We start from the raw sequence: 17,459 nt of genomic DNA on the forward strand, positions 1-17,459 counted from the left end.
ATGGCGGTTCACTTCGGACGTGACATTACCGGAAGTTTAGAAACTGTTGAAGAAAGAGAGTTTCTAGTGACAAATGGTATTGGCGGCTACTGTTCAGGAACAGTAGCCGGTTCACTCACTCGTGGATATCACGGGCTTTTGGTGTCTTCTTTAAAACCACCAATTGACCGTCGATTAATGCTTGCCAAGTTGGAAGAAACAATTACTTATAGAGGTACAGCCTTTGCATTAACTTCCAACAGATGGCAAAACGGTGCCGTTGCTCCAGAGGGCTATAAAAACATTCAGACTTTCGCTCTAGATAATTCTATCCCAACTTGGCAATATGCTTGTGCGGATGCTTTGATAGAAAAGAAAGTATGGATGAAATATGGAGAAAATACAACGTATGTGTCTTATGAAGTACTTGAAGCGGATGAAGTGGTTGAACTCCAAATCAGTGCGATTGTAGACAATAGAATTTTTCATAATACAGGACAAGTGGAATGGCCTGTTAATGTCTCAGCTATTCCATCAGGTGTGAAAATCACTTCCAATAATTCTTCTGATTTACCGCTTTACTTAAAGTTAGAAAACAGTTCTTGTACAATTTTTAATGAATTGTATCAGAATTTCCATCTGGAAGAAGAACTGAAAAGAGGGCTGAATGATACGGATTCACATGTACATCCAGCTACCTTTCAGCTTCAACTTTCAAAAGGTCAACGCATCACTTTTGTAGCTTCTACTGAAGAAAATGCAACAGCTGATGGCAATGAGCTTTCTGAAAGAATAAAAAGGGATGAGGCAGTGGTGAAGAAGTGGTTGAAAACACAAAAGTTGAAAAAGAACCAGGTTTCTGACTGGATGAAACAACTAGTTTTAGCTTCAGATCAATTTGTGGTTAATAGAGTGAGCCAAGATGATCAAAATGGCAGAAGTGTCATTGCAGGTTATCATTGGTTTGAAGACTGGGGCAGAGATACAATGATAAGTCTTACAGGCTTAACGTTGGAAACAGGGAGGTTTGATGATGCATCAAAAATTCTGAAGACATTTGCATTATATCTTAATGAAGGAATGTTGCCGAACCGTTTTCCTGATGTAAGTGATACACCTGAGTACAATACAATAGATGCCACTTTATGGTATTTCCAAGCTATTCATAACTACTACGAAAAGACTTCAGACTTAGCGCTCATCAAAGAACTCTACCCAAAATTACAAGATGTTGTACATTGGCATATTCAGGGTACAAGGTACAATATCAAAATGGACCCTCAAGATCACTTATTAAGTGGTGGTCAAGAAGGAGTCCAATTGACTTGGATGGATGCAAAAGTGGGAAATCACGTAGTAACTCCAAGAATAGGAAAGCCAGTAGAGGTCAATGCACTTTGGTACAATGCCATCTGCGTAATGAACCGCTTTGCAGCACTTTTGAATGATCAAGAATCCAATTACGATACATTAGCTAATAGCATCAAACAAGGGTTTCAACGTTTTTGGAACGAAGAAAAACAATACCTTTTTGATGTATTAGACGGTCCAAACGGACATGAAGATTTACTTAGACCCAACCAGCTATTTACTATTTCTTTACCAGATTCTCCATTGAACAAAGAGCAACAAAAGAAAGTCGTTGATATCTCTGCTGAGCATTTACTTACTTCTTTTGGTTTACGTTCTTTAGCTCCTTTTGAAAAGGAGTTCATCGGTTTCTATGGAGGAGATCAATTCCACAGAGACAGTGCCTATCATCAAGGCACTGTTTGGGGTTGGTTACTAGGACCATTTGTGAGAGCACATCTAAAAGTATATCAAGATAAGGACCGAGCATACGATTTCCTTATGCCGGTTTCAGATCATTTGAATACATCTGGCTTGGGAACAATAAGTGAAATTTTTGATGGTGATGCTCCATTCACACCAAAGGGCTGTATTGCACAGGCTTGGAGTGTTGCACAAATTATTGAAGCGTTTCATGCTATTGAAACCTTAACTACTACGTCTCAATCTAAACAAAATTTAGTATCAGTATGACATTAAATAAAGAACAAGAAAGACTAGCAAAAGCATATTCTACTCAACAAGATCATGAAGAGTGGCTGGAGTGGGGACCCTATTTATCCGAACGTCAATGGGGAACTGTAAGAGAAGATTACAGTTCTGATGGTAATGCTTGGGATTACTTTCCACACGATCAAGCAAGGTCAAGAGCCTATCGTTGGGGGGAAGATGGATTGGCAGGGATTTCTGATCCAAAACAAAAACTATGTTTTGCCTTAAGCCTTTGGAATGGCAATGATCCTATTCTAAAAGAAAGACTGTTTGGTTTAACCAATAGCGAAGGAAATCATGGTGAGGATGTAAAAGAATATTATTTTTATCAAGATAATACACCTACTCATAGTTACATGAAGTGGTTGTATAAATACCCTCAAAAGGCATTTCCATATCAAGATTTGATTGATGAAAATGCAAGACGTAAGCAGTTTCCTCACTCCATGGAGTATGAGCTGATTGATACGGGTATTTTTGAAGAAGACCGTTATTTTGATGTGCAAGTGGAGTATGCGAAATCTTCACCTACAGACGTATTGGTCAAGATTAAAGTGACGAATCATGGTCCGGATAAAGCACCGATTCATCTTTTACCAACTTTATGGTTTAGAAATACTTGGTCTTGGTTTTTTGATGTAAAAGCACCTGTGATTGAAGGTGTTACAAAAGGTAATATTGGGATACTAAAAGCGAGTTCTGATACGGATGGAAGTTCAGATGAGATGGCTTTGTACTGTGAAAATCCGGAGGAGCTTTTCTTTGTCGATAATGAAACAAATAATAAAAAACTGTTCAATTCTGAAAATAAAACAAAGTATCCCAAAGACGGTATCAATGATCATTTAATTCATGGTACAGCCTCAGTAAACCCAGAGTTGAAAGGTTCTAAATCAAGTGCTTATTATTATTTTGAGTTAGAAAGTGGAGCAACGCAAGAAATAAACTTAAGGTTTACAAAAGATCTTGATAATCAAGCTCCTTTTGGTGATGCTTTCGAAAAAGTATTTACAGATAGAATTGCGGAAGCAGATACTTTTTATGAAAACATTTCTCCAACTACCTTATCAGATGAGCAGAAGATGATCCAACGTCAGGCCTATGCAGGTATGTTGTGGAGTAAGCAATATTACTTGTATGTAGTTTCTGATTGGTTAAAAGGAGATCCTGTTGGACCTACACCTCCGGAAAGCAGAAACAGAAATAAGGAATGGAGTCACTTCTATGCGGATAACATCTTAACGATGCCGGATAAATGGGAATACCCTTGGTTTGCTGCTTGGGATTTATGTTTCCAAACGGTGGTATTTTCAAGAGTGGATATTGAATTTGCGAAAAAGCAATTACTCTTCTTATCGCATGAGTGGTATATGTCACCAAAAGGTGCAATACCTGCTTATGAGTGGTCCTTTAGTGATATCAACCCTCCTCTCCACGCTTGGGCTGCTTTGAAAATTCATGAAATAGATAAAGAACTAAACGGAGATAAAGCTGATACACAATTCTTAGCTGATATTTTCAGACATTGTTTAATGAACTTTACTTGGTGGGTGAATCAAGTAGATAAGGACAATAATAACCTGTTTGAAGGTGGATTCTTAGGTTTGGATAATATCTCTATCATCAATAGAAGTGACCTTTCCAACCTAGAACAACGATTAGGTGTGGGAGTGAACATGAATCAATCCGACGGTACAAGTTGGGTCGGGATGTTCTGTCTTAAAATGATGGATATAGCCAATGTTTTAAGTATTGAAAATCATTCAGAATATGCTCACTTGGTAAGTAAGTTCTTCCAACATTTTGTGTTTGTAGCAGATGCAATGAACATGGATAGAACGGAATGTAAAATCAATCTTTGGGATGACGATGATGAGTTCTATTATGACTTCCTAACGGTTTATGAACAACCGACTAAGTATCATTCAGTGAAGTTGAGATCTTTGGTGGGTGTGATTGCTTTATTCCCTGTCGCTACCGTTGATTTCACAAAACTAGAAGAACATAGTGCCAAATCTTTACAAGAAAGATTGGATTGGTTCATAGACAAGCACCCCGAACTTTTAGAGCATGTCAAGACGACTTCTGATAAAGATACAAACAAGATGCTACTCTCGTTTGTCGATCCAGAAAGACTGGTGAAAATACTATTGAGAGTATTTGATGAGATGGAATTCTTAAGTCCACATGGTATTCGAGGTATTTCGAAAGTTTATGAAGATCAACCTTATACATTGGATCTACAACGTAATAATGTGACCCTTCAAGAACAATATGCACCAGCAGAATCATTGAATCATGCCTTTGGAGGTAACTCCAACTGGAGAGGCCCTGTATGGTTCCCAATCAACTATTTATTGATTGAAACACTCATAAAATACAATGAATTCTTAGGGGAAGATTTCCAAGTGGAATATCCTTCGAAGTCTGGAAATATGATGCATCTCGGAGATATCGCCAAAGATCTATCGAAGCGTTTGATTGGCATTTTTGAAAAAGATCAAAATGGTAACCGTCCCGTATTTGGAGGAAATCAGACCTTCCAAAAAGATGAAAGATGGAACAACAATATTTTGTTCTATGAATATTTCCACGGTGATATCGGTGCAGGTATCGGGGCGTCACATCAAACAGGCTGGACAGGTCTTGTCGCTGAATTACTTCAAACTCTTAAATAACGAAAACAATGAAAACTCCATTTAATAAAGAAAAAGTATATATAGGAATTACTCCTACATCATGGTGGAACGATGATTTTTTAGACATCGATATTGGAATTCCATTTGAACAATGTGTATCTGAAATGGCTTTAGCCGGCTATGAAGGTTGTAGTGTGGGGCATAAATACCCTAAAGATCCTGAAGTATTAAAATATGCTTTAGATATTAGAGGACTTCGTGTTTCTGAACCTTGGACGAGTACCTATTTTACCATCAAAGATATGTATGATAAAACGGTAGAGGACTTTAATAAGTCATTAGAGTTTATCAAGTCGATGGGGGGAACGGATATCGTAGTGGCTGAACTTGGGGGTTCCTCGCACCAACAACCTATTGCATTGAAAGCCAATAAAGCCGTATTTAATGATGAACAATGGCAAGCATTGGCAGACGGATTGAACCACATTGGTAAAATTGCTACTGACAATGGTATGAATTTATGTTATCACCATCATATGGGAACAGGTGTGATGACAAGACCTGAAGTAGACCGTTTGATGGAAATGACAAACCCAGCATTTGTTCATTTATTATTTGATACAGGACACATTCGTTTTGCAGGTGGAGATCCATTAGAAATGGCGATGGACTATGCACATCGTATCAAACACGTTCACCTAAAAAATATTCGTCAACCGATCATGAATCAGTCTGATGAGCAGGAGATGTCATTCAAAGAATCTATTGAAGCAGGTATTTTCACTGTTCCAGGTGATGAAGAAGGTTGCATTGACTTTGAGCCTATTTTTGAAACATTAGCGGAAAATAATTTCGAAGGTTGGTTAGTGGTTGAAGCAGAACAGAATCCTGCAAACGCTTATCCTTTGAAATATGCTAAAATGGGTAGAGAATACATCAAAAAAGTAACGGGAATATAAAATGTAATTGTGTGTTCATTGTCATTACGGTAATGACTTATTGTATGAGCATATTGGACTCCCTACGAGAATTTTTCTTGTGGGGAGTTTTTTTCTTTGTACAAAAACAAAGCAAAAAAGTAAAGACTTAGAAAACAAAATCAATCTTAACATAAGATTTAAGTACTAAGCCAAAAATATATCATAGTTAATTCTAATTTATTTTTTGTGAGTACAACGCTAAAAAACGTATGAATAGTGGTTCTATTGAAAGTTTTTTGAAGGAAGTAATCGCAAAACAATAAATAGAATTAGTATTAAATAATTTTGTCTTGGTACTTAGCACTAATAAAATAGCAATCATACTATTGATTTGATACTTGTTATTGAAGAACATAAGCAATTTTAACGGCTCAACGTTCCCATAAATCATTTTATATGCTTATTTTATTTCCGCAATAGAAATGAGATTGATTAACAACATACAGTAACCAACTGTCAAAACTAGAGATATTATATGACCGAAGAGATTATACTAATCATACTTACGACTTTTATAACAGGTTTTATTGCCTTTAAATCCAAATTTCCTCCTCTCGTTGGGTTTTTGATTGCTGGATTCTTGTTGCATACGTTTGGCGTAGAAAGCAATGAAATTATCCAGTGGCTCGCAGATACAGGGGTTACTCTTTTACTTTTTACCATTGGTTTAAAATTAGATATCAAAATGCTGATTGGAAAGCATATTTGGTTGAGTGCCCTGGTTCATAACCTTGGGACTACTCTTTACTTTTTTCTAGCCTTGTGGGGATTACAGGTGATGGGAATATCACTATTGACATCTTTGGGGTACATTGAGCTTCTTTTAGTAGCTTTTGCATTATCATTTTCAAGTACTGTTTTCGCCATTAAAACCCTTCAAGAAAAAGGGGTGATGAATGCTATTTATGGTGCTTTGTCTATTGGTGTATTGGTAATGCAGGATATATTTGCTGTAGTTTTTATGACGATCAGTACAGGAAAAGTGCCCGAAGTTTGGGCTTTCTTATTGTTTGGATTACCTCTGTTAAGACCGCTTTTTTATAAGGTGATGGATATTGTTGAGCACGGTGAAATGCTAGTCATTTTTGGTGTTTTCATGTGTTTTGTGATGGGTTCAGGACTTTTTGCAGAAGCAGGTTTAAAGCCGGATTTAGGGGCCTTAATTATAGGTGTACTACTATCTGGGCATCCTAAAGCTTCTGAATTATCAAAGTCTTTATTCAACATTAAAGAGTTACTATTGGTTTGTTTTTTCTTGGATATAGGACTTTCCACTTCGTTAAGTACTTCTGCTATAATATTCGCATTAGTTTTGGTGTTACTATTACCTCTTAAAGGTTGGTTATATTTTAGAATTTTCGATCTCTTCAATTTTAGAGTAAGAACGTCTGTATTCAGTGCTTTGACTTTAATGAATTACAGTGAATTTGGATTGATTGTAGGTGGACTAGGGTACAAGTTTGGGTGGATTTCAGGTGAATTATTAGTAAGTATTGCGGTGGCCGTTTCTCTCTCATTTATCATTGCTTCACCTATTAACAATTGGAGTAATGAAGTATATCAGTTTTTGGCAAAAATCAAGAAAGAAAATAGCCGTTTGAATAAAATGGACCAAATGCTGAAAACTGGAGAGTCCAAGATTTTAATTCTAGGAATGGGCCGTATTGGTACGGGTATTTATGATGAAATCAATAAGGTTTACCAAGGTACTGTATTGGGTGTTGATGTAAAAGAAGGTGCAGTTGAATCTCAATTGGAAGAAGGTCGAAATGCGATTCTTGGTGATGCAATAGATTGGGATTTTTGGCACAGGATAAAAGACATCAATCAGTTTGATATGATTCTCTTTGCGATGCCACATCATCATTCTAACGATTTAGCTTTTCGTCAACTCAAACACTTAAACTTTAAAGGGAAAACTGCTGCGATTGTGGAATATTCAGATCAGATCGATCAATTGAAAGCAGAAGGAATGGATGCCGTTTATAATGTGTACAGAGAAGCAGGTAAAGGTTTTGCACAACACGTTATCGAACAATTTTCTGACAATACCATTTCTATTGCGTACAAAGCAACGCATTAAAGGGATGGAAGTTGAGAATGAGGAAAAATACTTTTTTTTTGACCAAATATTCAAGTACCATGACAAAAGTTCTAAAACTTATGTCATGGTACTTGAAGGCACATCAATAGGATTATTTTATTAACCTATTTTATCTGATGAGTAACCTTTTTTGTCCATTATTAAGGCGGTTGTTAGCGATTTGTAATTACCCTATTACATTTATATAGCAAAGAAAACTTTTATTATGCTATACAACAGCAAACTATTATTAGTACTGACTTTATTGTGTACTCTTTTTTATTCATGCGCAGAGGAAGACGTAGAACAAAAAATTGAAGAAGAGCTAGATATTGAGTTACCAACTCTATCTATTCAAGAAATTGATTATTTCAGAGGGGTTGATACTTTGGAGGTAGACCTTGGAGATTATTCTTCAGATATTATCAATATCGACGATATCTATTTTACTTTAGATAGTAAATTGTTAGAGTCAACTTATGCCAATGAAAATGGTAAACACCAAGTAATTTTTGATTCTAAACAACTTGCTGATGGGATGTATAATATTTCAGCTACTGTAAAATTTTCAAGTGATGAAACATTAGAAGGAAATGAAATTTCAAAAGAATTAATGGTTGACATCGATAATTTTCTACCATCAATTTTTGTGGAATCAGGTTATTCAAACTCTTTAGACAATAAGTATGAGAATATAAATGGGGACTGGGTAGCAAGAACAGAGACATATGACTATTTGATTTCCTATATAGTGGTAGATGAAAATTTAAACCCGGTATCAGAATTTTTCACAGAAGATGGTTCAGGAATAAATGAAACAATAGAATTACCAAAATCTGTCAAAGGACAAGAATTTAAACTGATCAAATTCGAGAGTAGAATGATCGAAAGTTTTGCAGGTTTTGAGGGGTCAGAACCTTTATGGGATTATATTCGAGATTACCGTAATATAGGTATTGAAGAATTTCCATCTCAAGGTGAAGGTATTGAATTGAATATTTTTAGAAGATCAGGTGCAAGGTTGAAATCAGGTGAGAAAACTGTAGTTGTTGCTATATCTAAGTCGTTTGAAAGACATTTCGGCTATTCAACTGCATTTGATTTGTCGGCTGATGACTCGTATGATTATATCTCATCCACAAGGTCTGAATTAGATATTACAGCGATATCTGAAGCTGGTTTGAATAGTGTTCGTAGCTATCCCGTTCCAATTACAAGTGGTGAAAAAGGAATAATTGTTTCATTAGATATGATAAATGACGGGGATACTGTCTTTATTGAAGAATCAGATTTAAAAGAGTCAACCAAAGTAAATTTATCATGTGAAAATCTTCGATTGGCTTATGAATATCAAGGGATAAAGATTGTAGGAGCTGAACTTTACTTTACAGGTGTAGAATCAGGTGACCTAAAAGAGTACCGAATATTTGATTACATCAATGTGGATAACTCAAAACTTACTTATGTTAGTCTAAAAGAAATTCAAGGTCCAATAATAAATAGTACTAGAGTGAACTATTCTGGATTTATTTCTGAAATAAAAAGTCTAGATGAATCATTTAAAGAGCCTTATAAAACTGATTCATTCGATTATAGTGTTTCTGATGATGAAATTATCTTAAACCCTTATGCACATGATATCAATAAAGAAAATGTTTATAACACTATTGTATACTCATTAGAGAGACCTGTGGAAGGTAAAACAGAATTCTACTTTGGCATCGGTGTGAGTACTGAAAGAAATCACAAATTGACCCTACCCAAAAATCTAGTTTTAGATGGAATTTCTGAAATCCAGAACGGAAAATTTTCAGACTTTTTTACAAATGAAATAACTGGTTTTTCTTTAGCAAGTTCTTCCTCTAAAAATGACCTAATAGGAGTTTTTGAAATTAACTCATACCGTGTTTATGCTCAATTTGATAACAATGGAAACCCAATAGTTGGAGAATCTAATAATAAAAATGTAGTAGAGTATGAGGCAAAACAATTGGCTAGCGTACAAAATGAAGAGCAATTCATAAATGCGTCTTATAGTTTGATGCAAAAACATGAGCATGAAAGAAAGAAGTAAATAATAAATACATAAAAACGAGAAGCCACCCTCACCAGGTGGCTTTTTGTTTTTATGTACTTCTTTGATTTCATTACTGAGTACACCGTAAACTAAGTTTCCGAATGTTTGTGGCTTTTAGAAATCAGGAGATTTCTGTTGATCAATAGGATACGAATGCCGCTTACGCTAAACATTTTCACCAGTGGAATTATTCATTTGGTAGTGGAATCCCTGGCATTGAAGGGAAAAGGGTTAAGAATTTCATGAATTGAGTTAATATATTTTTTTCCGATAACACCTTTTCTAAATAAGGTAAGAGAGTTGAGGGATGAGGTAAGAAGGAAGAGATAAGAGGTGGTTCGTATTTCTATTTTTAATTAAACATCCATAAGAACCACAATACAAACCACACCGCGTAACATCGTTCTTAACTCTTCATTCTTAATTCATAACCCTTTTATTCTGTTATTAATACGTGAAAAACGTAAGGCGTTCATTTTGGTGAAAATACAAATAACATTCTGTAGAGAGTGGGCTAACTTTGCAGTGCATTGAGTCTAACTTTTAAACGAATGACAAATACCTTTTTAGAAAATAATTATGAGAAAAAGAGATTAGAGTTCACCTATCAAAAGTATGTTGCTTATATTGATTACATCAGAGAGGGAGCTCATCTTATTCTATTTCATACTTACATTCCTTCAGAATTACATCAGATAGAAAATTTTGGTTTCACTTTTTTATCAGAAGTGAAAAGCTTCTCTATTCAAAATCAATTGATATTGCATGCTAAGTGCCCTTATGCGAAAGCATTATTGAAAAATATCGATGAGAAAATGTGTTGCAATGAATAAACTTTTAGAAGATAAAAAACGCCCTTTTTTTTGGCTCTTTTTGTTAAATATAATACTCATTTTGGGTATACTTTTTTCTCTTGTTTTCTTATTTATCAATCAAGAAAAGCTTTTTGATAGTCAGGTGAACCGCTATAATTCTTACCGTTTGGGGGATGCTTTGAGGCAGAGCGATGATTTTCTGACAGAATATTGTAAGAATTTTATTATCACAAAAGATAGTATTTGGGAAGAAAAATATTGGGATTTAGTCGCACTAAGAGAAGGGAAATTGATACCAGAGGAAAGAGGATGGAGTCAGTCTATTTTGGATAGTATGTATCAAATGGGCTTTTCAAAACAGGAATTTGCTCTATTGAAAGAAGCCCTTGAAAAATCGAATCAACTGATCAAAAAAGAGACTCAGGCTTTTAATGCGGCAAAGGGAATTTTCTTAGATAGCACACATCAGTATACCATTCAAGGTGAACCTGATATGGATAAAGCGCTTCAAGTTCTTTATGATAATGAGTACCTCTACACCAAAAAAGAAGTGATGGAGCCCATCGTAAAGTTTGAAAGCTTAATCGAATCTAGAACACAATCAACAGTAGAGAAAAATAGAGAAAGTGGAGAAAGGCTTTTAGTGACCATTTTTATTGCGGTGGCTGTTTCCATTATTCTTTCTCTAGTGACTTATTATATGATTGTCAAAAGGCTGATTCAGAAAGAACAACTCTCTAATCAGTTGCAATCAAGAAATAAAGAGCAAGCATGTTTATATAAGATTTCTCAATTGACAGAAAACACGCCAAAGGATATTGATCATATACTGGAGGTGGCTGTTTCCATTATTCCTTATGGGTGGCATGATACCGAAAAAACGTGCTGTAGAATTACTTTTAAGGAAAATACGTATACCTCCATTCATTTTGCGGAATCCAAATGGAAACAAGAAGCCTCAATCTATGATGGAAAAAATGCGGTAGGTCAAATCGAAGTGTTTTATAATGACCTTTCTCTTGATCTAAAATCAGGTCCATTTCTAAAAGAAGAGCAGGAATTAGTCGAAACAATCGCTTCGTTGATTAGCAATTTCAATGAAAGAAAATCATACCTTGAAAACCTTCGAGAATCCAATGAAAACCTCAAACAGGAAATTGAAGCCAAGGAAAAAACGGAGTTGGCGTTGATTGAAAAAGAACAGCAACTTCAATTTGCCTTGGACGTTTCGAATGAAGGAATATGGGAAATCTATCAGGATTCTGATGTGATTAATTTCAGTGAAAGGTGTTACAGCATTTTAGGTTTTACTTCAGATAGTGCTGACTTGGATCAAGAAGTTTTCTGGAAAGATTTGATCGTCGATGGTGATCAGAATAAGGTTTTGATTAACCGAATCAATGAAATAAAAACCAGTGGGCTTCACGATAGTATTTACAGGTTGAAAACCAAAAATGGTCAGTACAAGTGGATTCACACCAAAGGTAAGGCTGTCGCTTTTTCAGATAAAAATGTTCCCCTTCGAATCGTAGGGACGATGTCGGATATCACAGAACGCATGAAGCAAGAGGAGAAAATTGTCGATGCGATTTTGGAAACAGAAGACAAAGAGAGAAGTAGAATAGCAAGAGAAATTCATGATGGATTACAACAAACAATGTCGACTTCTTTGATGAGTTTTGAGAAAGTGAGATCGACAGTTGATTTTGAAGAAACCAAAATTAATGAGCGTTTTCAGATGGGGTATCAATATTTGAAGAAAGCCATAGAAGAAAGTCGTACATTGGCGCATAATCTTATGCCTAAAATAGTCAATGATAATGGTATCGTTGCCGCTATAGAATCATTGCTTACCGCACTTCAACCCTCATCAAATACGGAATTTAATTTTGATCAAAATATTCATGAAAATAGGTTGAAATTAGCCGTTGAAATGACTTTGTATCGCATTACACAAGAAGCACTTAACAATGTGATCAAATATGCAAATGCCTCAAAATGTAATATTCAATTACTCAAGCATTCAGATGTATTATTGTTGACGATTGATGATGATGGAGAGGGTTTTGTGGTAGAAGAAAAAATAAAAACTTTCGGCATCAACAGCATGAGAACTCGTGCAGAATCTATTGGAGCCTATTTTGAAATCAATAGTCAATTGCAGAGAGGAACACAGATATTAATAGAATTACCCTTAGAATAAAATGAGTGATATTAGAATAATGCTAGTCGATGATCACAGTATGATCAGATTTGGTTTAAAATCCTTTTTGGAGGATGATAATATTATGGTTGTGGCAGAAGCAAAAAATGGTAACGAAGCATTGGAGCAACTTGCTAAAGTTGAGGTTGATGTAGTAGTAACCGATATTATGATGCCCGAAATGAACGGTATCACATTAGCTCAAAATATCACAGAACAATATCCTGACATCAATGTACTCGCCTTAACAATGATGAATGAACCTCAGAACATTAAAAGAATGTTGAGTGCCGGAGCAAAGGGTTATATTCTAAAAGATTGCACCCAAGAAGAATTGATCAAAGCCATTCAAATTGTCAATAAGGGCGAAACGTATTATGCCAATGATGTCACACAAATCATCATGCAAGGTTTAGGTTCCAAACTCAAACCCAAAAAACGAACAGTAAAAGATATTGCACTTACGGAAAGAGAATTGGAAGTACTTCATTTGATTTGTAAAGAAAAGACCAATGCTGAAATAGCTGAAGAACTTTTTATAACGGTAAGAACAGTTGAAGCACATAAAAGAAATTTGATCGAAAAAACAGGCTGTAAAAATGTAGCAGGACTGGTCTTATATGCGATTGAACGTAATCTATTTGATGATTTATAAGCAAGTATCTCTTGTGGAATAACAAAGTAAATACTATTGAAATACAAAAATACTGTACAATGAATAGGTGTTTCACGTAGGTCATATGTGTATCACCAAAATTTTTCGAATTGTGGTAATAGCTACTATATAACAAGGTGTAAATAAGATCTTTGTGGTATCAAAAATATTAATTAAAAATAAAATGATATTGATATGGCAAAGTTTATTTTAATGATAGGAGCAGTCTGGTTAGTAGGTTTTTTTATCTATTTAGCGGTAAAGAAATAAAGTATTTAAATACCAATAAAAATCATTAGAAAGATGAGAAATAAATCAAAAGAAAAATTTAATCGTATGATCTATGTTTTATGGTGTTTTTTAATACTTGGTATCTGCGTGGTTTCTTGTAATAAAATATATAATTTAGGAAATGAAGAAGTAGAGAAAAACTTAAATAAAATAGTGTTGGAGGATGAATATATTCCCGAATTATCATTTAATGAAAAGAGATATATTCCAGCTTATTCCAATTTATATTACAAATCAGAATCAACTTATATCTATTGTACAGTTATTTTGAGTGTCAGAAACACAAGTTTGACTGAAGATTTATATCTTAGCGAAGTCGATTATTATGATACTTATGGTACAAAATTGAAATCTTTAATCGAGAAGAAAAATAAAGTAAGACCATTAGAAACAAAAGAATTTATCATCGAATTTAAAGATGATAAAGGAGGTTCAGGTGCAAACTTTATTGTAGATTATAGTGCTGAAAATAAATTAAAAGATATGCCCATTATTGAATCAATCACTATTGGTCATCATGGAAATAATGGTTTTACATTTACCTCAAACTCTCAAGTAATTCAATCACATTAAACTAAAAAACAGATGTTAGGAAGCGAGATGACATTATTGATTGCCGTCTTAATTATTATCGGTATTCTACTCTATAATCCTACCAAGGATTTGGGTATTCCTGCCGCCTTTATATTTATCGGTGTGGGTTTATTCTTAGGAAATGGAGAATCTTCATTTGAAGTATACGATAATCCCGAAATGTCTGAATTTATCAGCCAAACCGCTTTGGTACTCATCATTTTCGTAGGGGGACTTCATACCAAAGTACTGGATATAAAAAAGGTAATTAAAGAAGGAATTCTCGTGTCCAATATAGGGGTGCTTGTCACCTCAATGGCATTGGGAGCATTTGCCTCATTGGTTACACCCTTATCATTATTAGAAGGTTTTCTATTAGGAGCAATCGTATCTTCTACTGATGCCGCTGCCGTTTTTGGAGTGCTGGAAGCTAAGAGGATGAAATTAAAATATGCATCTGACAAAGTGTTAGAATTTGAATCGGCAACCAATGATCCAATGGCCATGATTCTTACCTTAATCTTTGTAGGAATTTTGAATACACCGGATGCCCCTATCAATTATTTAGAGCACATTCAGTTTTTTGTGCAACAGATATTTATTGGTGGAGGTTTGTCTTTTGCATTATTTCATGTGATCAAATTCTTATTCAAGAAGTTCCATTTCCAAGAAGAAGGATTGGTGCCAATTCTACTCTTCAGTTCATTGATTGTGTTTTTAAAGATCAATGAGTATATGGGAGGAAATGCTTTGATAGGAGCTTATATTTTTGGGGTGCTTCTAAATACAATCGACTATCAAAACAAAGAAAATACATTACATTTCTTTAATAGTTTTTCTTGGTTAGCACAATCGATTATGTTCCTGATTTTAGGTTTACAAATCTTCCCGATCCATCTATGGGAAGTGTTACCAATAGCAATATTACCAGCCATCTTCTTATTCTTTATAGCAAGACCTTTGGGAGTATTTATCTCTTATTTACCACTAAAGGAACCATTAAGTAAAAGAATATTTATTTCATGGAGTGGGTTGAAAGGTGCAACACCAATTGTATTTGCATTAATCCCAATCCTAGCTGAAGTGAATAATGCAGGAATGATATTTTATATCACAAGTTTCATCGTCTTAGTTTCATTGATTATCCACCCGTTCAGTATGGAGTATTTGGCGAAGAAGGTGAATTTGTTGGAAGAAGATTAATCGAACAGAGAAAACATCAATAATATAAACTTTCTCAAAACACATCTTATTTAAACGCTCTGCATTCAGTAATGTAGTACTTCAAATATTCATCTATATCAAAATATAAAAAAAGAATTCGTAGTAGTTTAGTTGATGTTTGAGAATGTTGAAATAAACACCAAGTTCTGCTTGGTGTTTATTTTTATACAGGCATATACGGTGTAATTCTCCGAAAAGTAGGGTTATTGAGGTACAAAACCCGCTTTTTCTAAGCCTTCCATGATTTGATTGACAAGTGACTCTTCTTTAACAAATCGACTAATCAATTTATAACTATTGTGAGTCATATCAGGTCTTAATTCTAATGCTTTATCTAAATGTTGTTTTGCTTCATCTATTTTTCCAAGTTGAGCATAACATACAGTTCTAAGAATAGGTCCCCAAATAAGTAAAGGAACGTGCAAATTATTAGCTTCGACGAGTGCCTTTTCATAATCAGCATTTCTGTAATGAAATAAACATTTTACTCCATTAAGCCAGGCTGGAAAATCTATGTTGTTCAAGAATATTCTATCTAACAATTCCATTCCTTTGTCCCATTCTCCATATAAGCATAAATAATTCGCAAAAATACCTAAGCGTAATGGAGTGTTAGTGGCTGTTTTTAAACTATTGTTGACAATATGAAAGAAGCGCTCTTTTTCGTCAAAAATGAAAGTCTTATAAGCCATTATTATTTGTACCAATTGACTTTTTGGATTTAAAGTGTAAGCTTTTTCAATTAGCCTTTCACACTCTTTTTTATCTTCCTCCGTTCCCAATGCATTAATGTAAATAGCTCCATGAAGGTTGCCTAATAAAGCATTAATAATGGCTGAATCGGGATCTTCTTTTAATGCAGATTTTAATGTTTCTAAGAATTGATGATGGGAATCTTCAGTAAAGCTAGAGAGATAGAAATACCACATCAATAGCACTTGATCTTCTTGAAAAGTAGTAGGTTTACTCGCTAGTAACTCCTTATATCTTTTCTCATTGATATGTCCTGTTTCCGATCCTACATGTATAGCAATCTGAGCAGTAATTTTTTCTTGAATATCGAAAAGGTCATCTTCTTGAAGATTAAACTTATAACTTTCTCCCCAAGTATGTGAATTATCACTAAGGTCTGTCATATGAATGGATAACTTTGCCTGAGGTCCCATCACCTTCATATCTCCTTGTATCACAAATCGAATATTTTGAGCTTTTAATTTTTCAATGAATTTATTGTCATAGGTTATACTATCAAAAGTAAGCGTAGAACCTATGATTTTAATATCATCATATTTTGATAACTGAATGGATAAATCTTGAGAAAACCCAAAGCAGAAATATTCTAGATCTTTATTATTGGAGAGGTTTTTAAACGGGAGTACCGTAACACACGCTTTTACTTCTCTAGGTGTATCTGTAGAACTTACAGATGGATTATCAACCTTCTTTTCCTCATTAGAAATTTGTTCAGAAGCACTAATCAGTGGAGAATAATTTCCTTTCGGAATTTCAATGATGATGGGGTCATTTTTTCCATCTTCTAAATAATAAAGCTTTAGCAATCGTCTTAAACGTCCGACATTGATTCTGACTAAAGCATTCTGGTCGGGATCAAAATTATCTCCTTGATCAAATACATCAATACCAATATTATAACCTTTCAGCTGATCTCCTCTGTCTTCTAAATATTCAGAGACAATATACTCCAAGAGTTTTTTCATCTTGGGTTTATTGATAAACTCGGCACTGTTAATAATTTTCTTAAGCTGTTCAGGTACTTGAGTATTGATCATTCGTGCTAGATTTTCGTGTTTATTATTAATTAGCTATTCAATTAATTAAGTACTAAGACAAAAATAAATAACACTAATTCATATTATTT

The 17,459-nt window shown here is 34.5% G+C and carries 11 protein-coding genes; 10 read left to right on the forward strand and 1 reads right to left on the reverse strand.

Features of this window, described 5'->3' with window-relative positions:
- From IC221_RS00990 to IC221_RS01035, 10 genes are all read left to right on the forward strand, one after another.
- Positions 1–2,022, forward strand: coding sequence for an amylo-alpha-1,6-glucosidase (locus tag IC221_RS00990; RefSeq protein WP_188167182.1), 2,022 nt, complete (start codon positions 1–3; stop codon positions 2,020–2,022).
- Complete coding sequence (locus IC221_RS00995; RefSeq protein WP_188167183.1) at positions 2,019–4,718, forward strand: glucosidase; 2,700 nt, start codon at positions 2,019–2,021, stop codon at positions 4,716–4,718. The genes IC221_RS00990 and IC221_RS00995 overlap by 4 nt, the downstream gene beginning before the upstream one ends.
- Before the next feature lie 8 nt (positions 4,719–4,726).
- Positions 4,727–5,638: a myo-inosose-2 dehydratase gene (gene iolE, locus IC221_RS01000; RefSeq protein WP_188167184.1), complete on the forward strand. Its 912-nt coding sequence runs from the start codon at positions 4,727–4,729 to the stop codon at positions 5,636–5,638.
- 496 nt (positions 5,639–6,134) lie between these two features.
- Positions 6,135–7,742, forward strand: coding sequence for a cation:proton antiporter family protein (locus IC221_RS01005; RefSeq protein ID WP_188167185.1), 1,608 nt, complete (start codon positions 6,135–6,137; stop codon positions 7,740–7,742).
- A 226-nt stretch (positions 7,743–7,968) separates the two neighbouring features.
- A complete protein-coding gene (locus IC221_RS01010) occupies positions 7,969–9,816 on the forward strand; it encodes a hypothetical protein (protein WP_188167186.1) in 1,848 nt (615 codons plus the stop codon).
- 554 nt (positions 9,817–10,370) lie between these two features.
- Positions 10,371–10,652 carry a hypothetical protein gene (locus IC221_RS01015; RefSeq protein WP_188167187.1) on the forward strand — a complete coding sequence of 94 codons (282 nt, stop codon included), beginning with the start codon at positions 10,371–10,373 and terminating at the stop codon, positions 10,650–10,652.
- A 61-nt stretch (positions 10,653–10,713) separates the two neighbouring features.
- Entirely contained in the window at positions 10,714–12,837 is a 2,124-nt protein-coding gene (locus IC221_RS01020; RefSeq protein ID WP_188167188.1) for a PAS domain-containing protein, read from the forward strand.
- Between the two features lies 1 nt (position 12,838).
- Entirely contained in the window at positions 12,839–13,492 is a 654-nt protein-coding gene (locus tag IC221_RS01025) for a response regulator transcription factor (RefSeq protein ID WP_188167189.1), read from the forward strand.
- Positions 13,493–13,795: 303 nt separating this feature from the next.
- Positions 13,796–14,356, forward strand: coding sequence for a DUF3124 domain-containing protein (locus tag IC221_RS01030; protein WP_188167190.1), 561 nt, complete (start codon positions 13,796–13,798; stop codon positions 14,354–14,356).
- A 12-nt stretch (positions 14,357–14,368) separates the two neighbouring features.
- Positions 14,369–15,559: a potassium/proton antiporter gene (locus IC221_RS01035; RefSeq protein WP_188167191.1), complete on the forward strand. Its 1,191-nt coding sequence runs from the start codon at positions 14,369–14,371 to the stop codon at positions 15,557–15,559.
- Positions 15,560–15,783: 224 nt separating this feature from the next.
- Here the strand turns inward: IC221_RS01035 and IC221_RS01040 are convergent, their stop codons facing one another.
- Positions 15,784–17,370: a hypothetical protein gene (locus tag IC221_RS01040; protein WP_188167192.1), complete on the reverse strand. Its 1,587-nt coding sequence runs from the start codon at positions 17,368–17,370 to the stop codon at positions 15,784–15,786.
- Positions 17,371–17,459 lie beyond the last annotated feature (89 nt).

Source organism: Flammeovirga sp. EKP202 (assembly GCF_014534745.1).
Taxonomy (GTDB): Bacteria; Bacteroidota; Bacteroidia; order Cytophagales; family Flammeovirgaceae; genus Flammeovirga.

Excerpts from the sequence above, each read along its gene's own strand:
- IC221_RS01030 (WP_188167190.1), top strand. The coding sequence starts at position 13,796 with ATGAGAAATAAATCAAAAGAAAAATTTAATCGTATGATCTATGTTTTA.
- IC221_RS01025 (WP_188167189.1), top strand. The coding sequence starts at position 12,839 with ATGAGTGATATTAGAATAATGCTAGTCGATGATCACAGTATGATCAGA.
- IC221_RS01040 (WP_188167192.1), bottom strand. The coding sequence starts at position 17,370 with ATGATCAATACTCAAGTACCTGAACAGCTTAAGAAAATTATTAACAGT.
- IC221_RS00995 (WP_188167183.1), top strand. The coding sequence starts at position 2,019 with ATGACATTAAATAAAGAACAAGAAAGACTAGCAAAAGCATATTCTACT.
- iolE (WP_188167184.1), top strand. The coding sequence starts at position 4,727 with ATGAAAACTCCATTTAATAAAGAAAAAGTATATATAGGAATTACTCCT.
- IC221_RS01035 (WP_188167191.1), top strand. The coding sequence starts at position 14,369 with ATGTTAGGAAGCGAGATGACATTATTGATTGCCGTCTTAATTATTATC.
- IC221_RS01015 (WP_188167187.1), top strand. The coding sequence starts at position 10,371 with ATGACAAATACCTTTTTAGAAAATAATTATGAGAAAAAGAGATTAGAG.
- IC221_RS01010 (WP_188167186.1), top strand. The coding sequence starts at position 7,969 with ATGCTATACAACAGCAAACTATTATTAGTACTGACTTTATTGTGTACT.
- IC221_RS00990 (WP_188167182.1), top strand. The coding sequence starts at position 1 with ATGGCGGTTCACTTCGGACGTGACATTACCGGAAGTTTAGAAACTGTT.
- IC221_RS01005 (WP_188167185.1), top strand. The coding sequence starts at position 6,135 with ATGACCGAAGAGATTATACTAATCATACTTACGACTTTTATAACAGGT.